The following is a 23,528-nucleotide window of genomic DNA, read 5'->3' on the forward strand; positions in this document are numbered from 1 at the left end:
ACCTTTAACCTTTAACCTTTAACCTTTAACCTTTAACCTTTAACCTTTAACCTTTAACCTTTAACCTTTAACCTTTAACCTTTAACCTTTAACCTAGCTCTTAAGCTACTTTATTTTCTTCGCAGCTTGCTAGGTATTCGTCAAACGTACCTTGAAAGTCAATTACCTGCTTGTCTTTAATATCAACAATACGGGTTGCCAGTGACGATACAAACTCACGGTCGTGGCTTACAAAAATAAGCGTGCCTTTAAAGTCTTTTAGCGCATTGTTAAGTGCTTCAATGGCTTCCATATCCATGTGGTTAGTTGGTTCATCCATTATCAGTACGTTAACGTCTTGCATCATTAACTTACCAAATAACAAACGGTTTTTTTCACCACCTGAACAGTTACGGGCTTTTTTATTTGAATCGTCTGCGGTAAACAATAAACGGCCTAACATACCACGTACCATTAAATCGTTGTGCTTAGCGGTACGCCATTGCGACATCCAATCAAACAAGGTTAAATCGTTATCAAAGTCTTTGGTGCTGTCTTGTGGGCAATAACCAAACGTGGCGTTTTCTGACCACTTAACTTCGCCCTCGTTGCTTTTAAGCTCGTTAACTAAACAGCGTAAAAAGGTGGTTTTACCCACGCCGTTTTCGCCGATAACCGCCAGTTTAGCACCGGCTTCGAGTAGTAAATTACCACCAGTAAATAACGTTTCACCGTCAAACCCATGGCCAAGCTTGGTTAGCTCAAGCGCTTGGCGATACATTTTTTTGCCCTCATCAAAGCTCAGTGATGGGCTCATACGACTCGATGACTTAACTTCATCAAGCTTAATTTTATCCATTTTTTTAGCGCGCGAGCTGGCTTGTTTCGCTTTAGAGGCGTTAGCACCAAAACGGTTAACAAAGTCTTGTAACTCGTCTATTTCAGCGCTCTTTTTCGCGTTTTCAGCAAGTAATTGCTCGCGTTGTAAGCCTGAAGCTTCAAGGTACTTTTCGTAGTTACCTGGGTAAATACGCAGCTCACCGTAATCAATATCGGCCATGTGAGTACATACCGAGTTTAAAAAGTGACGGTCATGGGAAATAATGATCATGGTGCATTTACGTTGGTTAAGCTCATTGGCAAGCCACGTAATAGTATGAATGTCCAAGTTATTGGTAGGCTCATCAAGTAGCAAAATATCAGGGTTTGCAAATAACGCCTGTGCTAACAGCACACGTAATTTCCAACCTGGGGCTACGTTTGCCATTAAGCCATAATGAAACTCTTTATCGATACCCGCATCAAGCAGAATTTCTTCTGCGCGGCTTTCTGCGGTGTAACCGTCCATTTCAGCAAAAATGCTTTCAAGCTCGGCTACTTTCATGCCGTCTTCTTCGCTCATTTCAGGCAAAGAGTAAATACGGTCGCGCTCTTGTTTTACTTTCCAAAGCTCCACATCACCCATAATTACCGCATCAACCACGCTGTATTGTTCAAACGCAAACTGATCTTGGCTTAGGTTACCTAATTTTAGCCCCGGCGTAATAGACACATTACCTGCACTAGGCGTAAGCGCACCGCTTAAAATTTTCATAAATGTCGACTTGCCGCAGCCGTTAGCGCCAATTAAACCGTAACGGTTACCGTTACCAAATTTAGCTGAAATGTTTTCAAACAACGGCTCTGCGCCAAACTGCATCGTAATATTTGCGGTGGAGATCAAAAAAAGTAATCCTAGAAAATTAATGGCAGGGTTAAGCTGCAGCAAGGCGCCGCATAAATAAACAAGCAATAGAGTAAATAATAGGCCGCGAATTATACAGATCCGCGCTTCAAGATGAAAGGTAAAAGAATAATCTACGGGTTCAGTAATGTGGGTAAATGGCTTGTATTGCGGATTTATTTTGCTTAATTAACTCATTTATAGCTTGTAACTCTATTTGGCTAATGGTTTTTTTACTTAGCATTAAATGAATAGAACTCTTATTGATGGCCGCCATATTAGTAACCGCTTCTATTGCTGGGTATTGGTTTATAAAATATTGCGCTGCTAGTTCGTCTTCAATTGCGTAATCAACTCTGTTTTTATTGAGCATTGCAAAACGTTTTTCGGCGGTAGGCATCATAATAACGTTAGCGGGGTGGTTCTGTTTAAACAGCTCAAACGCAACGCCATAATAACTGCCACGGTTAACCGCCAAGGTTAAATCTTTATAAAAAATATCGCTAATGTTATTTAAATCAGGCGATTCGGTGTATTTATACAGGCGAACTACTTCATCACGATAGGCATCGCTAAAATAGGCAAAATCAGCTCTTGCTGATGTTTTACTCGCGGCAAAAATAACATCAATACGGCCTTCTTTTAATTCTTCAAAAGCGCGCGATGAGGTAGGCAGCAACATAAATTTTAAACAAAAAGATGAGCCGTTAAAAATCGTGTTTAACACGTCAATTTCAACGCCCGTCAGGTTACCGTTAACGGCAATTACATAGGGTGGCCAATTGTTTTCATTTGTGCCTACTTTAAGTGTTTTAAAGCAAGCAAATACGTTACAGCTGCTAAGCAGTAATACAACAAAAGCGACTTTAAGCATTTTATTACTCGAGGCTACAGCGTTATCATTACTAAAGTATAAACTAGACTGCAAATTTAGCTCGTTTTACATCAATTAAGCAACAATGCTGGCTTCCTATGTTTTACTAATAATGGCAAGTACGTTAAATAACGCTATCGTGTGTTTAGGGGGTTGGCACTAGCCCTAACGACGCCCTATAAGCTTTTAGCTGTTTGTCGCGGCCAATTTCATCGGTTAGTTTATTCCAGCCTTGTTCTATATTAATCACGGTTTGCTCAACAGACTGGGTGTGCCTTAGGTATTTAGCCACTTCAGTGTCGAGTATGTCTCTAAAGTAGCGGTTGTTTTCAAAAATTCTCAAATCAAGAATAATATTGGCGTTATTAACGGTTTTAGAAATAGAGCCCAAGTAAAAATGTAGCGTACTTTTACTCATGCCTTGTTTAAGCCAGTTTTTGTGGTTAACTAATTGAGAGGTGCGATACGGGTTCATACCGGTGGCACCTATGGTCACATCTTCATTCGATTGCAAAGGCTGAGTAACATACGACAAGTAGTTATAAGCGAGGTTTTTTTTGTGTTTTGAGCTGGCATTATTAATTGAGCCTACCCAACCACCAAAAGCTGCATAAGGAGCATAATTAATATCGCCAATGGCAAACGGGCATAAGTTAGCATTGCAACGTTCAAGCTGGCCTGTTTTACGGTTTAATACCTCAGTAGCTCCGGGCAATATACTCACCCCTGTTTTGTTTTTCACTTTAGACTCAGGTAATACGGCCATAGTACCAATGTCGCCCCATTCAATGGCTAAGGCGCAGCGACCGCTTATAAACGCATACCTTACATCATTGGTATCAAAGTTAAGCTCATCAGCAGAGCCAAATTCAGTGGTTTTTTTATAAATTTTTAAGGCTTTTTTAAAGGCATCGTTATTCACTAATGGCGCCATAGTTCTTGTATTAAAAAATATGCCTTGAGAAGTGCCTTTGCTTTGCAAAAAACTGCCCGCAATCGAAAGCAAAGACCAATACGATTGCTCATTGGCTTTTTTAGAAATGCACGAACCAAAATCGCCCTCGCCATCCCCGTTCATATCAACGCCATTTAATTGCTTAGCAATAGCAAGGTAATCATCCCAGGTTCTAGGTGGAGCCAAACCATATTTTTCTAAAATATCGAGGCGGTAATAAAGTAAATGTATATCACCATCGAGTGGAATCGAGTAAATTTGGCCGTTATATTTAGAGCTAAAGTCTCTAAAAAAACGCGATACATCATTCCATTCAATTAAAGAGTCGGAGGCTATGTAATTATCTAAACGCGCTAAGTAATTATTTTCTGCAAAATCCACCATCCAGAGTGAGGCGTAGGCAATAATATCGTATTGGCTCGTTGGCGAGCTTAAATCTTTGTTTATTTCGTTATATAACTGGCCAAAAGGCACTTTGGTGACATTAACTTTAATACCAGTTTGTTGTTCAAACTCTAAGCCTCGTTGAATTAAAGGTTTACTAATGAGGGTGCCTAAATCAACTGTAAGCACATTGAGCTGGGTAGTGGCTTGTTGTGGTGTGCTTGGTTGGCTTTCTATTTTAGAGTGGGGCAGGGTAATTTGTGCAACGCATTGAAAAGCCAACATTAAGCTTATAACTAAAGCAAATACAACTCTCATAAAAAACTCAACCACAGCAATATGTAATTACTACTCTAGTCTATATTTTGCGGAAAGGGAAAAGGCAGGTAATTGTAAGCAATAAACAACGCCTCTAACTCACCACTGGCAAGTAATTTCGCAAATCCGGCGTCAAAAATTTGTGCTAACTCGCGGCCTTTGGCGTTATCGGTAAAGGCAATGTATTGTTTTACAGGCACAATGTTTTCGATTTGATACTGTTGTGGGTCAAAATTCATTTTTGATAACTCAGTGGCGTTAGCAATCAGGGTTTGCTGCAGCGCTTTACGGTTATCTAAAAAGAAATCAAGCCTATCGAGCTTAAGCATTTTAACCCCTTCAATTCGCTGGGTAACCTGCTGCAAATCAATCGGCACATACAAATAATTATTGTAGTTAGCGCCCCTTAACGTACCCACCGATCTGTTTTGTAACGAATACTCGCCTTGCCAATTTTTAAACCGATCTTTTTTAAACATCGCCGACACAAAAGTAATATCGTAATGCCACACCGGAAAGTACAAGCCTTCTACCTCATTTTGCCTTGCGCTTAACATGGCATCGGCATTGCCATTGGCCGTCCATCGATAAGCACGAGACTGAGGTACAATCATAATATTGAGTTCAATCGATTGCGCAGCAAAAATTTTAGTAAGCATATCAACATAAAGGCCAGAGCCGTCTTTTTCTACCAGCCCGTCAATGGTGTCGGTAGCCAGTACAATTTTTTTAATATCGCTCGACGCCCAACCACTGCTAGGCACGCCTAAACAAAGCGCTAAAAGTACAGCTAAAAACCACCTAAACCTAACATTCATTGTAAGTAACACCTCGGTACTTAAACACAGCAACACCAACAGTATATTCATACTAGAAAAAGTTGAATAACGATCTTATGGGTAAACATAGCACACTATAATGACCAATAAGTGAACGGTGTAAAATAGCATCATTTTAACTCTAAAGTGGTTAATTAATAACTCTGTTTTTAAGGGGATTAAAGCAAGTGTTTGCAGAGTTTAACAAGCGATAATGATTCAAACAGTTGCGCGTATTTTTTATACAACCTAAACCTTTTCAAAGGTGTAGAGCTATTAGGTAAAAGTGTAAATAACATGGATTTATAAGGTTAAACAGTGCTTTTTTGTAATAAAAACATACTACTTAGGGCGTATATATTGCTGTGGCTCTATATTTTTAAATGTTGATACTGTAGATTAGTTATAAATGAATACCAGATTAATAAATAAACCAAGGAGCGGTGAATTTAGTGCCTACTAAAACACTCAGTTACTACAACCAAAACGCACAAAGCTTTAGCGACTCAACGCTTAATGTTGATATGTCGGCGCTTTACGCTGAGTTTTTACCGCTTATCCCTAAACACGGCCATATTTTAGATGCAGGCTGCGGCAGTGCCCGCGATGCCATGTATTTTAAACAGCAAGGTTTTACTGTTAGCGCGTTTGATGCAAGCGAAAAAATTGCAAAGTTAGCCAGTAATTACTTACAACAAACTGTAGAGTTTAAAGCCTTTCAGCAGCTTAATTGTACAAATATGTACGACGGTATTTGGTGCTGCGCCAGTTTATTGCATGTGCCAAAAGTAGAGTTACCACAGGTGTTTTTAAAGCTGCAAAATGCCCTAAAACCAAACGGTGTTTTGTATGTGTCGTTTAAATACGGCACGCAAGAACGCGTGCATAACGGCCGTGAATTTACCGATTTAAATGAAGACGGCCTAACCGCGCTCATTACCCATCACACGGAGCTTAAAATACTAAAACAATGGCAAACGGTTGATCAACGCCCAGAGCGCGAAAGTGAAGTGTGGCTCAATGCCCTAATTAAAGCAGTGCCCGTTTTATGATTGGCGCAATGCAGCAGCAACTCGACTTTATCGCCTATATTCAGCGCATGCTGGTTGAGGGCGAATTCACCGCAACTTATAAATATGCACTATTACATGCTATTGCTGATATCTGCGTAGAACAGCAAAATGAAGATCAGAGTGCTCCAATGGAAATAAAAATCGACACATTAGTCGATAAATTTATTCAACTTTATTGGAACCACTCAATGCCTTACGCTGCGCACTCTACCGATATTATTACTAATACTGAAGACATGCTGTTAAAGCAAAATAGCCAAGGACAGGCAAAGTTCATCACCGAAATATTTAAGCTACAAAATTCGGGTGTTAAAAGCTATAACGCGTTTAAAAATTGTCAGCAATATAGCAACGTAATTCGATCTTTAAGAGAAACATTCACTAAGGGCCCTCTTTGGCGGTTACAGTTACTTTCGGGTAAAGCAGAGTGTTTTTTATACCCCCATATACTTTTAGGTAAAGGCAGAGAGCCCAAGCGAATTGTTTTAAATGCTGGTATAGCTCAGTGTTTTAGGCGTTTTTACGATTTAGTTGTGCATCTTAGTGTTACTGAATGGATAGAAAAAGTACAAACTATAAAAGCGAACCAAACACTATTAGGATCGCAAAGCCAGCTTCAAGAGTTCTTGTTTGGCAGTAATAGAGCTGCGTTAAAAGTGGTCACTCCACTATTAATAGATATTCAAAACGGGCTTTGCTTTTACTGCCAAAAGCCAATGAATCTCAAAAACGAAAAAGAAACTAAAAAAACGCCAGAGATCGATCACTTTATTCCTTTTAAGCGCTATCCAAACGACTTAGCACATAACTTTGTTGCTGCGCATGCTGATTGTAATAACAATAAGCGAGACCACCTCGCAGCTTTTGCTCACCGCGACCGCTGGCTAGAACAAAACCTTGATATTCATAAAGCCGAAATAACTAATAAACTGCAACCTTACTTTTATTGCGATGCAGATAAATCGCTTGCAGTAAGCAACTGGGCGTATCAGGTTGCCGAATCAAGCAGTGCTAAATTATGGCTTGGCAAAAACAGTTTCGAACAAGCAAAACCAACTGCTGAGTTGTTTACGTTTCCAAATGCACCACAACCTGAATTAGATCAAGTCGCTGAGCCCGAAGTTAGCTTAAAATCAATTGATGATGTATTAAAGCTGCCGTACTTCCCCAATATAAAAATAGCCTGTGGGCATTTTAAAACAGGGGATGAAAGCGATATGGAGTTGATGGATGCACCACTTGGTGCAGGCAAGCTCGACCCGCAAGTGCATTTTTTAGCGCACGCATCGGGTAACTCTATGAATGGTGGTAAGCACCCAATACTTAATGGTGATTTATTGCTACTTGAACTTATAACATCCGACAAAGCGGGATCGCTGCGCGGCCAAATAGTGGCTATAGAGCGAGATGATATAGGCGGGGAAGGGCAGTATTTACTGCGCAAAGTTAATAAATTACCTAATGGGCAATATGAGCTAATTGCTCAAAACCCAGATTATGAGGTAATTATTGCTGATGAAAGCATGCGAACTTTCGCGCGGTTTAAACAAGTGGTTGCAGAGTAGTTTGTAGTCGCGCTTTAACTTGTAGTCGCTGAGCTTGCTCGCGCGAAAGCGCAGCTTTTAAATTTGTAGGTCGTGCCGTAGGCGGGAGTTTACCTCGCGCTTTTAAAGTGTAGGAATTGGCTTGAGCCGTGATTTTTACATGGTTTTGGGAAAAGGGATTTAATAACCTCTATTCGAGGTTTTATCGCGTTGGCGATGGCAACCAAAGGGCGGCTGCCGCCGACCGCCCTTTGGAATCCCACGGCGCACCCGAGGATCACACTGTGTCCTCAAGTTAAAAATTGATGTGAACGTAAACGCCGTGTATTCGCCGTCCATGGCGAAGTCTCGGCTTAACTTGCATCCATGCAAGTGATTACTCATCAATTTATACCTTTCGGGTGTGCTCACGGGGAGTTGGAGTGTGTTGGTAGATTGGTGTTTATTTCTTTAAGGGTTGGGAATCAAATGGAAGAGTGCGAATGTTTAGCTTGTGGGTTTATTGTTGAACTAGAACATGGAGTTAAAATTAAACAATGCCCGAGTTGTAAAAGATTCTATGATAAGGTGAAACTACAGGTCGAAAATGGTAAGAGTTTTACTGAAATCACAGTTAGTCCAACAAGTAATAAAACAGAAAAAGTTGAACTTAAAGAGGCGTGTACTTTTGAAAAAGAGTGTCCATTTTGCTCCGAGTCTATTAAGAATACAGCAAAAAAATGTAAGCATTGCGGTGAAATACTTGATGTTGTGCTTAGAGCTGCGGATGAATCAAAAAATGTTAACAATGTCTTTATGAATTCATCTTCTGCTGCGGTAGCAGTTACTGAGCCAAAAGCATTTCCACATCTATTACACTTTGTACTTTCCTTGATCACAGGCGGCCTTTGGATCATTGTGTGGATAATACATTACTTAGCCAGAACAAGATAAAAATCTCTATTCAAGGTTTTATCGCGTTGGCGATGGCAACCAAAGGGCGGCTGCCGCCGACCGCCCTTTGGAATCCCACGGCGCACCCGAGGATCACATTTGTTCCTCAAGTTAAAAATTGATGTGAACGTAAGCGCCGTGTAAGGCACATCCATGTGCCAGTCACGGCTTAACTTGCATCCATGCAAGTGATTACTCATCAATTTATAGCTTTACGGGTGTGATCACGGGGAGTTGGAGCATTTTGATAGATTGGTGTTTATGAACAGGGGCTGTTCGTTGTTAAATCTAATATTAAAAGTTAATGCTAGCTGAACAGTAATTGCTCTAGTGATTATAAACTGTTACGTTAGTAACCACATAATAAGAAAGGACTCTATTAAATGAAACTCAACCAAGTTTTATCAATCGTCAACCAAGTTGAAAAATCTAAATTCATTTCATGCCTTGATCGTCTTTGTTCAGACGCCGCTAAAAATAATAAAACACTTGCTAAAACAATCGACAATATTGACGGCCAAATTAAAAATGCATCAGGAAGTGAAATAACACAACTGTTTAATACCGTAAGAGATTTCTTTAAAAGCTCAGTTAAAGATCAAATTTTAATGAGCACAGCACAGCTTAATTTATTGGTGAACATATTAAGTCGAGATGGCAATGGAGTCGCAAGAATTAGCTGGATAGAGTCACTTTATGAAAAAGAATGGGCAGAGTTATCTAAGCTCTCAAAGGAGCTAAAAGAGTGTATTCAACAAGGCTCTGCCGAGAGTGTTTTAGAGCGAAACCGAGCGTTGAAGATTTATCATGCTTGTATGAAAGAAGCATACTTTAATGATGAAAAAAATAATCGAGAAGCCAAAGTTACTGATGACGAGCGCAGTATCCTTAATGTACTGGCTGATGAGCTAAACCTCACTACTGATGAATGTGCAGCTGTAGAGCATTTGGTTGATGTTATCCCTAAAAACGGTGTGCTAGATGCTTTAAATAGCCTCAGAGATATGGGGTTATTATTTATAAGTAAAAAGCGCCAAGAAGTGTTCATTCCTGATGAAATAGTAACCTTACTTAATGCAATACAAGGTAAAGATTTAGCTGATAAATATGTACTGAGAATACTCAGAACGTTGGCAGATGCCGAACTTTCTAATGCACTCAAAGCCCATGGTCGTAAAATTAGAGGCATAAGCCGCACTGATAAAATTCAAACAATTATTCATTCAGGAATTAGCGCTGCTAAATTATTATCAGACGATATTCATAACGTTGAAGATAACCAAAACCAGCGCAAAGATAGATTAAAACAGCTCATACAAGATTTAGAAATTGATACAGATAAACTAGGTACAACCTTAGATGAGCGCATTGGTCTAATATTGTCATCGTTATCAGGTGCAACAGAGAAAGAGTTTGATTCCCTTAGTGCCAGTGGCTTTAAGCAGCTTCTAAAAACATTAGAAGAACACTTCCCAACCATGCAAGCAGTGCTAAAAGAAGCATTTGAACTTGAAGCGAACGAAATAATAGACACTGAAAAACTACGTGCGTTAAGTATTACTCCTCACGATATTCTATATTTACTTTCAAACGATGAGGTTAGAGAAGTTCGCGATAGCATGGGACTATCCAAGCGAGGCAATGCACGATTTGCAATCTTAGAAAGCTTTGCAAACGCAACAGATAAACTGATTGAAAATTACGACGCTCTAGCACGCCGTGATATTAACGCACTAAGAGAGGCGGGCGCTGATGTAATTGAAGCTGACATTGGCGTTAAGTTTGAAGAAGTCACAAAAGCTATTTTTGAAATATTAGAACTTAATATTGACGAAGACCTACGTAAAGACCTAAACACCACTAAAGATAAAGCGGATATCGTAATTTCACTCAGCGATAACGACATAATTATAGGTGAGGCAAAAACCTGTAAAAATGGTGATTTTGCAAAGTATTCAACAACCTCACGCCAAGTAAAAGCCTATGTAACACGCGCCGAAAACCAAGGTAAACGTGTAGCACAAGTATTGATAATCGCCCCCAGCTTTTCAGATGATTTTATCGAATCAGCCGAGATGGATACAGAAGTTAATATTTCACTACTTGAAGCACATGGCCTTAAGCTAATACTTGATGCATACAAATCAAAGCGTAACCCAAGTTTTGCGCCTAAATTGCTAACAAAAGGTGGCTTGTTGAAAGCTGAGTTAATAGCTAAGAATATTTAAAGGGTTGTAGGAGTTTTAGTTGTGGTTCTAATAGACTTTCAACCCTCTATTCGAGGTTTATGCCAGATTGCTGGCGGCAACCAAGGGGCGAATACCGCCGACCGCCCCTTGGAACCCCTCGGCGCCCCGAGGATCACACTGTGTCCTCAAGTTAAAAATTAATGTGAACGTAAGCGCCATGTATTCGCCATCCATGGCGAAGTCACGGCTTAACTTGCATCCATGCAAGTGATTACTCATCAATTTATAACTTTCGGGTGTGATCACGGGGAATTGGAGTGTGTTGGTAGGTTGGTGTTTATAGTTGAGGGCGAGGGTTTTGCTCTGTGCTATGGCGTTGTAAGTGCGAAAAGTAAGTTTTGGATAATGTAGTTATTTTGCTCTTTTTGGAAACAAGGCTGTTTTGCTTTTGTCGGTAAAGAGCGAAAACCGGACATTGAGGTTGGATAAATATAAGGGTTCATTTTTTGCTAAACTGTGTCGTTAGTGCATATATTTAAGAAAATGAGCGTGCGTTGGCAGAATATGCGCGATGAGCGCACTATTAAATTGTTAAAAATCAGAGGAAATAATGGAGCAGTATCTCGGAATTTCGGCCGCTATTTTGGGATCGCTTAGTGGCGCAGGCGTAATTGTTATTGGGCTCTCCAGTTGGCTTGGAAAAGTTTGGGCCACCCGATTGATGGAAAACGAGCGTCATAATCATCAAAAGGATTTAGAAGCGCTGCGTGCCTCATTAAAATCTCAGAATGATGAGCAGCTGACTGCAATCTCAAGTGACTATGAAATTTTTAAACAAACCCATCTCCGCGAATATAACGATAAGCTCGCAATCTATCGTGCTGCGCTCGACACTATCGTTCCCATCCTAGCAAAAATCGAGCTTTTAGTTGTCGGAGAGAGGGAGGAACTTTCGATTGAAGAGAAAGAGGCATTTGAAAACGGCAGGCTGCGGATCTATGGATACCTTGCGATGTTGGCTCCACAGTCTGTAATGGATGCAAATGATGCTTTTACTGGTCTTTTGCTAGCCCTGATTTATGACGGTGAAGAAACGACTTGGGAAACAGTCAGGAATTCTGCGTTGCGGCTGACCAATGCCATGAGAGCCGACATTGGCCTCAATAAGGAACCGGTAACCTATAATGGCAGCCGCTGAGTTTTTAACAAGGCCGGGCATGGCGACGGCTTTTCTGTTGCGGCTTCGCCTCCACTACAAAGCCGCGCGTGCCGGCAGCGTTAGGTTTTAAAACTATGAAAGATCCGTGGGAAGATAGGACTAAGCCCTGCATAGAGCACATAACCTCTATGTTTGAAAATGAAGTGCTAGGAGCATTCTTGATCGGTCATCTGGTTCTTGAGTCAGTGTTGGTGTTAATGCTCGAAACAACCCCTAATGATTCCGATAAAGGAGGGTATTTCGATTGGAGCTTTTACAGAAAAATCAATGCTGCTGAAGCAAGAGGCCTAATTCATAACGGAATGGCGTGTTTTCTCCATGAGGTAAATGGAATAAGAAACCGGTTGGCACACAAATTAGATACACCAATATCATTTGACGAAGCCTTTTGTCTTGCTCAGAAGGCAGCTGCTGGCGGTATAGATTTTTCTGATGACACGATTCATTCTGATCGTGTGAAGTCAGAAGAATGGTATGGGATTCATGGAATAGTCCAAAAAGTTTTCCAAAATGCTTCTCAGGATTTACTCTTCATGCTAGAAGGTGATGAGCATATAACGAACTTTGTGTCTGCCAATGAAACCTAACAAATCAATCAACAGCGCTCCTGTGGTGCCGGATAGCTTAAACTTCGCTCCGTTTCAGCTGCCGGTTATTGAGGCATTGAGGCTGTAGAATTACTCTTTTTTAAGAAAAACAGTCCGTTTTATGGGTTCCAAATGCATTACCTAAATGCTTTAAAAACGCTTAGCGTTGATTTCAGGAGCTCGTTTTTTAAATGAACTTGGGTGTTGGAGTTATCTTACAGCCTCGTTACCAAAGACTATATATGGCACTTACCAGCCAGCTATTAGAAATAGTATTGCTGTAAACCTACTAGTAGATTAGGCCCATAACATTCAAGCTATTAAATTTAAATCTATTACCCAACTGCTAATTTTCCTGCCTCATGCCACATTTTACTTGGCATGGGGTTGGTTAATTCCCACGTTATATTCATCGGCTGACTGCCGTTGTGGCTTTGGTATTTAACCTCGCCGTAGTTTACAAACCCTATGGTTCGGCCGTTTTCGTCTTTGCCTTGTTCGCGCACAAACAACAGGATGGTTTTGCTTGTTTGTTGGTGTTGAATATAGCTTAGGCCGCGGCCGTGTTCTGGGCGGGCGCTATTTTGCGTTTGCCAATGGAACAGGGTAGGGCTGATTGCGTAGTCGTGATACAGCGTGGTGGGCGAGTAGGTTTTTTCACATTTGTTGAGTGTTACAAATAACAGCTCTAGGTTTTGGTTTTTAAATTCTAAAACACCTTCGCGGGCGGTCGATTTTTTATCAAACGAGTGTGCGCCAAACGCGGCGAGTATTTGTTGACGCGTATAGCGGCTGTGTAATTTTATTGGGTGATTAGGTAAACACGCTAAATCACTTTCTTGTTGGTGAATGCGGTTTATTAAAAGCGCGATCACTTGGGCAAGTTCGTGCTGTAGTTCTTTGTGTTTAAGTGCCTGTAAGCTTTGTTTGAGGGTTTTAAACCTTAAACTTGTGCCTGTGTTATCCCAAAAGTTGTAGTGCACCATAAGCGCGTACTGTTGATTTTGTGGCGTTGGGGTAAAGCTAAAGTCGTTATTACATAAATCACGTAAAAAGCATAAGTAACTGAGCGAGTCGCAGCCGAGTAATTGGGTGTTTATAGCGCGGTAATACGCGGCGTAAATGTCGGCTTGGTCTGCGAGTATTTCATCGCCTTTTAGCCAATGCCAGCCACCTATCTTGCCGTCTTTTGGTTTGTAAATATCTTCCAGTGTGACTTGCGGGTTTATGCGTAAAAAGTTACACAGCGTAAGGGCGTCATTGGTGTGTTGCGAGTAGCTATTTATCAGCTGCTGTAAACGGCGTTTAGAGTTTATGGCTTGCTGAATATTTTTTAATATTGTTTTTTGCGTGCGCTTTTGTAGCTCTATACGACAACCCAACGGTAAATGCGGGAAGTTGTTTTCGATTTCGGCTTTTATTGGTTGGTTACTTTTACCAATCAATGCGCGGAATTTACTGGCAAAGTCGTATTCTGGGCGAGCGTTGCCTACAAAGTCGAGCACGGTACAGCACTGCTTTTGACTGTTGTCGGGCAGGCGCAGGCCACGGCCGAGTTGCTGTAAAAACAGCGTTAGGCTTTCCGTTGGGCGTAAAAATAACAGTGTATCGACTTCTGGAATATCGACACCTTCGTTAAAAATATCTACCACACACAATATTTGTATTTCACCTTGACGAAGTGCTTGCTGTTTGGCCGCGCGTTCATTGGTGTTTTTACTGGTCAGTACATCGGCGTTTATGCCTGCTAAGTTAAATTTAGACGCCATAAACTCTGCGTGCTTTTGGCTTACGCAAAATGCCAACGCTTTTATATCGTGAACATTAGTCACTATATCAGCCAAGCTGGATATAATTTTGTTAGCGCGGCTGTTCTCCCCTGTATAAAGGTTACTTAGCTCGGTTATATCGTAACGGCCGCCTCGCCATGTTATTTGACTTAGGTCGGTATCGTCATCTAGTCCAAAGTATTGAAAGGGGCATAAATGGCGCTGGTTTATTGCCTCTGGCAAGCGAATTTCAGCGGCTATTACCCCACAAAAATCATCGAGTATATTTGCGCCATCTTGTCGCTCTGGTGTGGCGGTTAAGCCAAGTAATACAGTGGGCGTAAAGTGATTTAATATAGCGCGATAACTTGCAGCGCTTACGTGATGTACTTCATCTATAACTATGTAATCGTAATAGTCAGGAGTTAAATTAAGCGATTCAATTTGGCTGTTTAATGTTTGGATTGACGCAAATAATTGGTTGTAGCGCTGTGGTTTGTAGTTACCTACCCACAGCTCACCAAAATCGTTGTTTTTAAGCACGCCACGGTAAGCGCTTTGCGCTTGTTTGAGTATTTCTTCACGGTGGGCTACAAACAAAAAGTGGGCGTTTGGGTTTTTATCGTAAACGCTTTTAAAGTCGAAAGCAGATATTATTGTTTTACCAGTTCCCGTTGCAGCAACCACTAAGTTTTTAAAGCGATCATGAACGCTACGCTCAACGCTTAGTTTTTCTAAAATAGCGAGCTGGTGCGTTTTTGGTGTTATATCAAAATAAAACTGGCTACTTGCTTGGCCAACACCGCGTTGCTCATTAAGTGAATTTATGAGCTTTTCTTTACATTCAGCTTTGCCAGTAAATAACTCGAAATCTGGCGATTGCCAGTAGGTTTCAAAGGTACTTTTGGTTTTAGCTATAATGTGCGGAATTTCTTGCGCGGTAATTTTTAAGTTCCATTCAAGGCCGCTGGTAAGCGCTGAATGCGATAAATTAGACGAGCCAATATAACCGGTATGAAACCCCGTATTACGCATAAACAAGTATGACTTTGCGTGTAAGCGCTCTTGCTGGTTGTTATAACTAAGCTTTACCTCAGTGTTTGGTAAGTTTGCTAAAAACTCAACCGCTTTAGCATCCGTTGCGCCCATGTACGAGGTGGTAATTACTTTGAGTTTATTGCCACTTTTGGTAAATGCTTCAAGCTCATTTTTAAATATGCGCAGCCCCGTCCATTTTATAAATGAGACAAGCCAGTAAATTGTATCGGACGATTTAATCTCGCGTTTTAGCTCGCTGTCGAGCGATATACCTTTTTTTGCGCCGCTAAACAATTCGCTTTGGGTAAGCCCTGTTAGGGGAAAAATATCGTGCGAGTAATCTTTAAGATTTGCCGCAATGGGGTTTTGGGTATTAAACAGTGCGGTGAGAATACGTCCTTGGCTGTCGATAAGATTTTCGTTGATCAGCTCGTCATCGCGAATATGATCTTTAAGCCAAAGCACAAGGCTGTTTGCGAGGTTAATTTGCTCTTGTAAACGCTCGCTTGAATTAGGGATTGTATCGATTGCATGTTCAACAAGCTTGCCTAAAAAGCGCGAAAGCCACGTTGCCGCCTCAGCCGATTCTAGCTGGCGTTCGCCCACATAAAATTGGTCACGATTTAAATTTTGCTCAATTACTTGTGTAATTAACTGCTCGTAAATACCAATCTGTTGCATTAAATCGCTCCCTGTTTGCGAGCACTCAGTTTACTAAAAAATGCAATGTAAACAAGCATTAACTTATTATTGAATTAAAGACCGCTGTTAAGATAATTCCCCCGTCATTTTGCCCGAAAAACCTCAATTGATGAGTAATTGATTGCATGGATGCAATCAAAGCCGTGACTGGCACAAGGATGTGCCTTACACGGCGGTTACGTTCATATCAATTTAGGCTTTGAGGAAATAGCAAAATGCTCGGGGCGCCGTGGGGTTCCAAGGGACGGTCGGCGGTATCTGCCCCTTGGTTGCCGTCGCCAACGCGACATGTATAAATTAGTACTTATTTTGCTGCGAGCCCAATAATTAATGCTGTTAAAGCTGCACCAGCAACAAACGCGCCTAAATTAGATTCTGTATTTTTTGCATTTGATGCATTACCTCTCGGAGGCATTTTTACTTGTACAACTTGGTTTTTTTCTAAGTTTTTAACTGTCTTTTCAACATCAGCAATTATGTCTAATACGCTCACATTCATTGCTTTTGAACAAATAAACATCTGATCGACAGAAAATGTCGATTTACCAGACTCCAACCTGCTGTAACTAGCTTGTGTTAGTCCTAATGCTTTAGATAAGTCTGTTTGTTCAATGCCTAATCCCTTTCTTTTATTTGCTATCACCACACCTAAAACAGATGAGAAAGAAGTTAATTTATCATTCATAAATTTATCCTTAACTAAATTTAAGAGTTGCACAAAGAAAAAAATACGGTATATTGCTCTAACGCAATAATATACGTTTAAAGTATTTTTGTTTTAATTTTGTATTATTTTAACTTAAAAGAGGTTGTATGCATAGTTTTAAAGTGGGTGACATTCTGTATCGTAGTAAATCGTTGGTACAGCATGTGGGAGTTGTTCTTGGGGATAATGCTGTTTTACATAACCTTCCTTCAGGGGTAGAGATATGCTCATTAGCTAAGTATGGGGAAGGAAAAGATATTAAAGTCATTTCGTCTAAGTTGTCTGAGCTAGATAAAATGGAGTTTATTAAAAAGGGATTGGAATCAGTTAAAGAGGGTAAAAAATATCAATTATTTAATTTTAATTGTGAACATTTAGTCTCTTCTGTTAACGGCTCAAAACCCACTAGTTCTCAAGTTACAGGTGCAGCTATGGGATCGGTTATTGCAGGCTTATATAGCCTTTCTCAAGGAGGTGATAAAGTAATCACTGCCATGGGGTTAGGTGCAATCGCGGGGCTGATAATCATTAATTGCTCAAGAAAGTATGATTATAAAATACAATCTTGATTAAATATTGATGTAAGCAGTAACTTTTATTGAGAGATTCAAATTACTGCTGCTTTTACAAATGAGACATGTAACTGTTTTTAAGGTATAAAGTACAAGTTGTTATTATAGGAACTCGTCATGGATGATTTATTAAACCAAGGTTTAAGCCTTTTAGTTATTGTTGGTAGTGTTTACTCATTACTTGGCGTTTTATTTTTTCGTATTTGGTCACATCAACGTAGCGCTAAACTTCCTATCGAACGTCATAAATTAAAGCGAGTCGCAGCTCAAACGCTAAGTGATCAAGTCAATGATAATATTGTTGATGTTATAGGCTTAATTTTCTTGTCTGCTTTAATTGTTACAATGCCTTTTGCTATCAAAGGGATTGCTGAAGTTTTTGCCAGCGGTAATGTTAATTACTTCCTAATTGTTTTGATTATTTTAGGTTTATCTTATGTAGCAAGAAAGCTGTGGATTAAATCTAATTATTTAATAAAACTAAAGCTTGGGCGTGATGCCGAACTTGCTGTTGCCTCTGAACTTATAGAATTACAGTCACACGGATATCAAGTATTTCATGATATACAAGCTGCTGGTTTTAACATTGATCACTTAGTTGTTGGGGCAAATGGTATTTTTGCTATTGAAACTAAGGGCAGGCACAAGCGAATAAAAGACGATAAAAATTACAAAGTTAAATTTGAGAATAATCATTTAGCATTTCCCTCTTGGTTTGAAAGTAAGCCGCTAGAACAAGCCCAAAAGCAGGCTAATTGGGTGAACAAATGGCTACAAGAGGCAACGGGTTTTAACACTCAAGTTTTCCCTGTTTTGTGCTTTCCAGGTTGGTTTGTAGAGCTTAAACAGCGCCCACTGTTTCCAATTGTTTCGCATAAACAAATAGTGAAAACGATTCTTTCGATGCGACAAGTAAATTTAAACCAAGAGCAGCAACGTGCGATTTGTTATCAAGTAGTTCAACGTTCACTACATGAAAGTAAAGCAATTTAAAAGCTGCGCTTTTCGCGTCAGCAAGCTTAACGCCTACGTTAATACAAGGCGCTAGGCTGTGTTCGCTGCCCGTCGCTCGCTGCTCGAAACCCGCTGTCTTCTCTTTGTGCAAATATGCTTTTAAGTGATTTATTCACAAAGAGGTTATGAGGCGCTGGGCTGAAGAGGTAATGCAAAAGGGACTAGGCGCTTTAAGCTCGCTGCTTTAAGTTCGAAGCTCGAACCTCGAAGCTCGAACCTCGAAGCTCGAACCTCGAAGCTCGAACCTCGAAGCTCGAACCTCGAAGCTCGAACCTCATTTCGTATCTATTTAAATAATATTGCAATCATATTAAATACCGCTAAACTAATCATTAGTATATTAATGACCGATTAGGTAGTCATTTATGAGATCTGAACAAGCATTAAAACTGGCGCGTCGATTGGGTGATTTAATTCGCCAGCATCGTACTTTACTTTATACCCAGAGCACGTTCGCTAAAATGATTGGTGTATCTCGCTCCACGGTACAAAAGCTTGAGCAAGGGGAGGTAGTAAAAAGCGATATATTGTTTGAAGCCCTTGTTGTACTTCAATTGCAAGGCTCATTACTGGATGAAATTAACGAGCTTGCCGCAGATGTGGGCGGTTATAATGCAAGACAGCGTAAAAGCAATAAAACTCAGGTGATTAACGATGACTTCTGAAGCTTATGTATTTATTGACGGTTTAGAAGACAGCCCGGTAATTTGTGGTTTTTTTAAGTTAAATACACAAACAGGCCGAGGTGAGTTTAATTATGGTAAAAGTTACCTTGCGCGCTCTGATGCGTTTGCGCTCGATCCGCTGCATTTACCATTACAGCCTGGCATCGTTAGTTATTCTGCCAATAAAGGTGTGTTTGGGGTGTTAAGTGATGCGGGAGCTGATTCGTGGGGGCGTAAGCTTATACTGTCTTTACATAATACCAAACCAAAAAATGAGCTAGAATTTTTACTCGCAGGGTCTGGGTATGGTGTTGGCGCCTTGGTATTTAGTTTGTCGCGCAGCGCATCAAAACATAAAGCGAATAAAAATACATTAGCCGATTTAGCTTTGTTAGATCAAGCAAAGGACGATTTGCTCGCCAATAAAGCGATTTCACAAGAAGCAAAAAAAGCCTTTGAATTTGGCCAAAGTATGGGGGGAGCAAGACCTAAAACCTCTGTGAAAATTGACCAAAAACTTTATTTGGCAAAGTTTAATCGTCAAGACGATTTGTTTAACTTAGCTAGGGCTGAGCATGGCGCTATGTGTATGGCTAATGAATTGGGGATTCGCACTGCAAATACCCGTATTCATGAAACAGAAAATGGCGATGTTCTGTTAGTTGAACGTTTTGATGTAAGCGATGACTTACCAACTCATCACTTTTTAAGCGCCAATAGCTTATTACAAAAACCAAAAGTCGCGATAAACGACTTAGCAACATACTATAGCTACGGTGAATTGGCTGAATTTATTCGCCACCACACAGGTGAGTTCGCTGCTGATGCTACAGAGCTCTACAAGCGAATGGTATTTAATGTATTTATTGGTAATACTGATGATCACAGCCGAAATCATGCATTTTTGTATCACTTTTCAGGGCAAACGTGGCGTATGAGCCCCGCTTATGATATTACCCCTATTAATAACTCAAAGCAGCATGGCATAGGGCTTGGTGATGATGGCCGATATGCTAGTATCGATAATTTACTGTCGCAAGCCAAACGCTTCGGCCTCAACAAGGCTCAAGCAACAAAAATAATTGCCGAGGTTGAGAGCTATACTCGCCAGTGGCCAGCGCACTTTAAACGTTTTGCTAATATCAGTGATATTGACATAAAACGCTTAGAAAGCGTAATACCCTCTATAAGTTAAAGACTAATAAAGCAGTCATTATTGGTTTAATGACTGATTAAGTGCTCATTTATTAATTGGCGCTTATATGAACCTCAAAGCGGGAATGAGAAGACAACGGGCTTCGAGCGGCGAGGCGCGGGTAAAATGCAAAAGCCTATAAATACGCGATATAAAATTGCTGCTACAGAATAATATTTGGCTTTTTTATTTCCTCTAAAAGCGCAGCGTCTCATAACCTCTTTGTGAATAAATCCTTAAAAATTATTTGAACACAGAGAAGCGAGAGAAGACAACGGGCTTCGAGCGACGAGTAGCGAGCTTTACAAACAGCCTGATATCAGCCCTGAACCTAGAGCCTACTCTTTTAGCGCAGCGTCTCTTTGCCCTCTTTGTGAATAAATCACTTAAAACATGTTTGCACAAAGAGAAGACAACAGGCTTCGAACGACGAGTAGCGAGCTTGTACAAACACTAGAACCTAAAACCTAGCTCGTTGCCCGAACCCCGCTTTTCAAACATAAAACGCGCTGCATAAAGCCCTGCCTACAGGTTAGTCGGCCAGGGCGCTATTTGTGGGTTGATAAGCGCCATTATCTAACGCATCAAAGTAGGCTTGATAACGGCCGTTTTGTTTAAATTTAAGTAATTGCTGGTTAAATATTTCAAGCCGCTGTTCACTGCGTGGGTTATTTTTAGGGAACATCACAAAGCTTTTATTGATTAATAGTGGCCTTGGGTGGTGCACAATGCCATTTTTTATTGTCGGTTTTTGCCCTGCTAATATGTGATAGCCAACGCTTTGTTCTTCGGCAAAGGCGTCGATTCTGCCCATAGCTAAGCGTTTAAAGTTTTGCTCTGTGGTACTTACTCGCGACATATCGAATAAGCCTTCATCGGCTGCTTTATCAAAGTCTTTGCCGTAACTGTAGGCAAGCCCACCACCGAGTAATAAGCCTTTTAAATCGTTTATATTTTGCCAATCAAAAGGGCGTTGTTTATGATAAAAAAATACAAAACGCTCGTTTAGCACTGGCTCACTGTAAAAATAATCCTCAGTACGTTGTTGTTCAAACATCCATACGGCAGTGGCTGCGTATTTATCATTAATGGTGTCGTGGTAGGCACGCGGCCACGGTAAAAAGGTAAAGTTAACTTTAATGTTAGCTTGTGCAAATATATCGGTAATTAAATGCGCAACCACGCCTTTGTGAGGCAGCGATTCGCTTAAAAAAGGCGGCCATTCGCCTGTACTTATATTTAAAGTAGCATGGTGATTAGGCGCTTTGCTTGAGGGTTGTATTGCTTCAATTGCGTGCGTGTAATGACTGGTAAAAGCCATCAGCAAAAAAGATGCGATATAAATACGGTATCTTAATTTAGCTGATAACATAACATGCATGTGTATAAGTCTCTCCTTCTATTAAATATACCCTTTTTGGATATAAAGCGGCTTTGATCGTTGCTTAAAAAACAGGCTATTTTAAAGGCGTTAACTGAATGTAGGCTTAAGGGCTATACCGTCGCTTTACAGACTTATTTTAAGTATTTTTATGTTACCGCGTTATTCTTTTGTTTGCATGTTTTTTGCGCGTTCTTCTGCATCGATGAGTGCTTGTGATTTAGGCGCGCGTTTTTTTTCTTCTATTTTTGGTTTTTGTGGTGAATTTGGATCCCAGCTTTCATCAAGCGATAAATTAGCAAATGGATTGCTGCTTTGTGGTGAGTTATCGGGCTTACTCGGTTCTTCAGGGGCAAACTTTACTTGCTCAGGCATTACTTTTATTTTTTTAGTTGGTAGTGGCGCGTCGGGATCGAAAGTGCGTACTTCTGGCTCTTTAAAGTCGTGTTCAGTGGTTGAGTTTAATGATGAACGCTGCGTTTTTGCAGGATGGAAATCAGCTTGTGGCTGATGGGGTACAATGGGTTCAGGTGCGCTGTGTGAAGGCTTTATAGGCGCTTCTTGTTGTACCTTTTTGATTGGCTGATTTATAGGATTACGCTGAATTTTGGTTTGTTTGGCTTCGGGGTCAAAATCTCTTACTTGTGGCTCGGCAAACTCTGTTGCATTTTTTATCCGCTCTAAGGTTGCTTTAGCAGCTGCTTCAAACTCTGCCGTGTTAGGCTCCGGCTTTATTTTCACTGTATTAACTCGACTAGAATCAGGCTCTTTACCCTTGCTTTCGACAGCTGGGTTTTGCAGATCAGAGCCAGTCACCATTGGCTCAGTAACAACACTGTGAGTTTGATCATTGTCGTTACTGGGGGGCATTTGCAATGGTATGCCAGTATCAGCCGCTTGTTTATTTTGCTTAATATTGCGCAGGCGCATTAATACCACAACCGTAATTACCACAATTAACAATAGTGCCACACTTGGTAATACTAGCGAGATTATATTAGCCCCTTTGGGCATTGAAGAGGCAATAACGGCTGTTTGCTCGCTGGCTTTTATAGTAATAGGTACGGCGGTTTGTGCAGGCTCAACGGTGGCTTTTTTTACCTCTGGTTGCGTATTTTCCTCAGTGTTTGATAATTCACTGGCCGGTATTTTGCTGGGCTGTGCATTTTTTTCAGAAGCGCCGCTTTGTTCAGCCGCTGCTGTTACATTGACTTGTGACTCATCAGGTGCTGTTGTGGTTGATGCTACTGCTACTGGGACATTTTTTTTAGCTTGCTCTATAGTTTGAGTGGCGCTTTTTTCGATTACATTATTTTGGGGTGGAGTTGCACTTTGCTCAGTTGCAGCGTCTGGCAACGTTGGCTGTAAAGTGGGTTCTGTTTGTTGTGGTTTTACAACCTCCGGGGTCGATTGTTCAATAACCGGCTGCGGTTTAGGCTTTGGTACTGGCAAAGTGCGTGCCGCTTGCGGATCACTGCAGTTTTTTTCAAAGTCTCGCGCAGCATTACGGTATTTACGGCTGGCTTTATTATTGCTGTGTTGCTGCATTTCTTGTTTTATAAGAATACACATAGCTTCGTTATAAGCGGCACTGCTGGCACTATAAAACAAAGCAAAACAAAAAAGTAAGCAACTCAGTAACGGTTTCATAAAACTCAAAAGTGGTTAAGCATCAATGCCCTAATCTTAAGCGTAAAGTGAAAAATTATCTAGAAGCGCCTAGCGTTAATTAGGGTCTGTTGACCTTTGCGGATTACAATTTGTTCAAACTAGGGGCGGTTTAATCGCGGCGCGAGGTTTGTAACCTAGTGGGCTAAGTAAAAACCGAGCAAAGCTTCCGCGTCCTGCTCACGCCCCTTACCTACATCCATGTAGGCAACAAAGAGTAAA

General features: G+C 40.7%; 18 protein-coding genes. 10 read left to right on the forward strand and 8 right to left on the reverse strand.

Annotated elements, in window-relative coordinates:
• Positions 1–100: 100 nt before the first annotated feature.
• From N523_RS0110270 to N523_RS0110285, 4 genes are all read right to left on the reverse strand, one after another.
• Entirely contained in the window at positions 101–1,702 is a 1,602-nt protein-coding gene (locus tag N523_RS0110270; protein WP_081745121.1) for an ABC-F family ATPase, read from the reverse strand.
• A gap of 142 nt (positions 1,703–1,844) precedes the next feature.
• The gene (locus N523_RS0110275; RefSeq protein ID WP_231485809.1) at positions 1,845–2,630 is read right to left on the reverse strand and encodes a substrate-binding periplasmic protein; all 786 of its coding nucleotides are present in this window, start codon (positions 2,628–2,630) and stop codon (positions 1,845–1,847) included.
• A gap of 91 nt (positions 2,631–2,721) precedes the next feature.
• On the reverse strand, positions 2,722–4,233 hold the full coding sequence (locus N523_RS0110280; RefSeq protein ID WP_028834324.1) for an ABC transporter substrate-binding protein: 1,512 nt from the start codon (positions 4,231–4,233) through the stop codon (positions 2,722–2,724).
• Positions 4,234–4,268: 35 nt separating this feature from the next.
• Positions 4,269–5,051: a substrate-binding periplasmic protein gene (locus tag N523_RS0110285; protein WP_028834323.1), complete on the reverse strand. Its 783-nt coding sequence runs from the start codon at positions 5,049–5,051 to the stop codon at positions 4,269–4,271.
• Positions 5,052–5,503: 452 nt separating this feature from the next.
• On the opposite strand from N523_RS0110285, the gene N523_RS0110290 reads away from it, so the two are divergent.
• From N523_RS0110290 to N523_RS19325, 6 genes are all read left to right on the forward strand, one after another.
• Positions 5,504–6,103: a class I SAM-dependent methyltransferase gene (locus tag N523_RS0110290; RefSeq protein WP_028834322.1), complete on the forward strand. Its 600-nt coding sequence runs from the start codon at positions 5,504–5,506 to the stop codon at positions 6,101–6,103.
• Positions 6,100–7,689 (forward strand): S24 family peptidase, encoded by a 1,590-nt coding sequence (locus N523_RS0110295; protein WP_028834321.1) that lies wholly within the window; start codon positions 6,100–6,102, stop codon positions 7,687–7,689. Before N523_RS0110290 ends, N523_RS0110295 begins: the two co-directional genes overlap by 4 nt.
• A 447-nt stretch (positions 7,690–8,136) precedes the next feature.
• On the forward strand, positions 8,137–8,601 hold the full coding sequence (locus N523_RS19540) for a hypothetical protein (RefSeq protein ID WP_197019871.1): 465 nt from the start codon (positions 8,137–8,139) through the stop codon (positions 8,599–8,601).
• Between the two features lie 383 nt (positions 8,602–8,984).
• On the forward strand, positions 8,985–10,829 hold the full coding sequence (locus tag N523_RS0110305) for a hypothetical protein (RefSeq protein ID WP_028834320.1): 1,845 nt from the start codon (positions 8,985–8,987) through the stop codon (positions 10,827–10,829).
• A gap of 571 nt (positions 10,830–11,400) precedes the next feature.
• Positions 11,401–11,988, forward strand: a complete 588-nt coding sequence (locus N523_RS19005) for a hypothetical protein (protein WP_051440317.1) — start codon at positions 11,401–11,403, stop codon at positions 11,986–11,988.
• 95 nt (positions 11,989–12,083) lie between these two features.
• The gene (locus N523_RS19325; RefSeq protein WP_036949715.1) at positions 12,084–12,596 is read left to right on the forward strand and encodes a hypothetical protein; all 513 of its coding nucleotides are present in this window, start codon (positions 12,084–12,086) and stop codon (positions 12,594–12,596) included.
• Between the two features lie 335 nt (positions 12,597–12,931).
• Here the strand turns inward: N523_RS19325 and N523_RS0110325 are convergent, their stop codons facing one another.
• On the reverse strand, positions 12,932–16,084 hold the full coding sequence (locus N523_RS0110325; RefSeq protein WP_028834318.1) for a DEAD/DEAH box helicase: 3,153 nt from the start codon (positions 16,082–16,084) through the stop codon (positions 12,932–12,934).
• Positions 16,085–16,409: 325 nt separating this feature from the next.
• Entirely contained in the window at positions 16,410–16,790 is a 381-nt protein-coding gene (locus tag N523_RS0110330; RefSeq protein ID WP_028834317.1) for a helix-turn-helix domain-containing protein, read from the reverse strand.
• A gap of 128 nt (positions 16,791–16,918) precedes the next feature.
• Here N523_RS0110330 and N523_RS0110335 point away from each other — a divergent pair, with 128 nt between their 5' ends.
• The 4 genes from N523_RS0110335 to N523_RS0110350 all read left to right on the forward strand — a co-directional run bounded on the left by N523_RS0110335 (position 16,919) and on the right by N523_RS0110350 (position 20,257).
• Positions 16,919–17,380: a lecithin retinol acyltransferase family protein gene (locus N523_RS0110335; RefSeq protein ID WP_028834316.1), complete on the forward strand. Its 462-nt coding sequence runs from the start codon at positions 16,919–16,921 to the stop codon at positions 17,378–17,380.
• Between the two features lie 120 nt (positions 17,381–17,500).
• Positions 17,501–18,376 carry a nuclease-related domain-containing protein gene (locus N523_RS0110340; RefSeq protein ID WP_028834315.1) on the forward strand — a complete coding sequence of 292 codons (876 nt, stop codon included), beginning with the start codon at positions 17,501–17,503 and terminating at the stop codon, positions 18,374–18,376.
• Positions 18,377–18,762: 386 nt separating this feature from the next.
• Positions 18,763–19,062 carry a helix-turn-helix domain-containing protein gene (locus tag N523_RS0110345; RefSeq protein WP_004589614.1) on the forward strand — a complete coding sequence of 100 codons (300 nt, stop codon included), beginning with the start codon at positions 18,763–18,765 and terminating at the stop codon, positions 19,060–19,062.
• Positions 19,052–20,257 carry a type II toxin-antitoxin system HipA family toxin gene (locus N523_RS0110350; RefSeq protein WP_028834314.1) on the forward strand — a complete coding sequence of 402 codons (1,206 nt, stop codon included), beginning with the start codon at positions 19,052–19,054 and terminating at the stop codon, positions 20,255–20,257. The genes N523_RS0110345 and N523_RS0110350 overlap by 11 nt, the downstream gene beginning before the upstream one ends.
• A gap of 532 nt (positions 20,258–20,789) precedes the next feature.
• Here the strand turns inward: N523_RS0110350 and N523_RS0110355 are convergent.
• Positions 20,790–21,638 carry a substrate-binding periplasmic protein gene (locus tag N523_RS0110355; protein ID WP_028834313.1) on the reverse strand — a complete coding sequence of 283 codons (849 nt, stop codon included), beginning with the start codon at positions 21,636–21,638 and terminating at the stop codon, positions 20,790–20,792.
• 162 nt (positions 21,639–21,800) lie between these two features.
• Positions 21,801–23,288 (reverse strand): hypothetical protein, encoded by a 1,488-nt coding sequence (locus N523_RS0110360; RefSeq protein ID WP_028834312.1) that lies wholly within the window; start codon positions 23,286–23,288, stop codon positions 21,801–21,803.
• Positions 23,289–23,528 lie beyond the last annotated feature (240 nt).

The sequence above is a fragment of the Pseudoalteromonas sp. 23_GOM-1509m genome (assembly GCF_000518425.1).
Classification (GTDB): Bacteria; Pseudomonadota; Gammaproteobacteria; order Enterobacterales; family Alteromonadaceae; genus Pseudoalteromonas; species Pseudoalteromonas tetraodonis.